This is a genomic window from Neobacillus sp. MER 74 (genome assembly GCF_023714155.1).
Genome location: NZ_JAMAUV010000083.1, coordinates 1 through 394, shown reverse-complemented (window position 1 = coordinate 394; position 394 = coordinate 1). Strand labels below are relative to the sequence as shown.

At 44.7% G+C, this 394-nt stretch carries 2 rRNA genes; both read right to left on the bottom strand.

Features of this window, described 5'->3' with window-relative positions:
* Positions 1–124, bottom strand: a 23S ribosomal RNA gene (locus tag M3610_RS27580); the annotation flags it as partial.
* Positions 125–279: 155 nt separating this feature from the next.
* Positions 280–394 (bottom strand): 16S ribosomal RNA (locus M3610_RS27575); the annotation flags it as partial.

The window sequence follows — 394 nt, the reverse complement described above, 5'->3', positions numbered from 1 at the left end:
CCCCCATTCGGAAATCTCCGGATCAAAGCTTACTTACAGCTCCCCGAAGCATATCGGTGTTAGTCCCGTCCTTCATCGGCTCCTAGTGCCAAGGCATTCACCGTGCGCCCTTTCTAACTTAACCTAAGTTAATATCAGAAGAACTTACTTGTTTATATGATGTCTTGTCAATTATTATCTAGTTTTCAAGGAACAAGTTTCGAGAGATAGTTCTCTCAAAACTAAACAAATGCAGAAACGTCCTTTAATGAAGTATTTAGTACTTCATATTATCCTTAGAAAGGAGGTGATCCAGCCGCACCTTCCGATACGGCTACCTTGTTACGACTTCACCCCAATCATCTGTCCCACCTTAGGCGGCTGGCTCCTTACGGTTACCCCACCGACTTCGGGT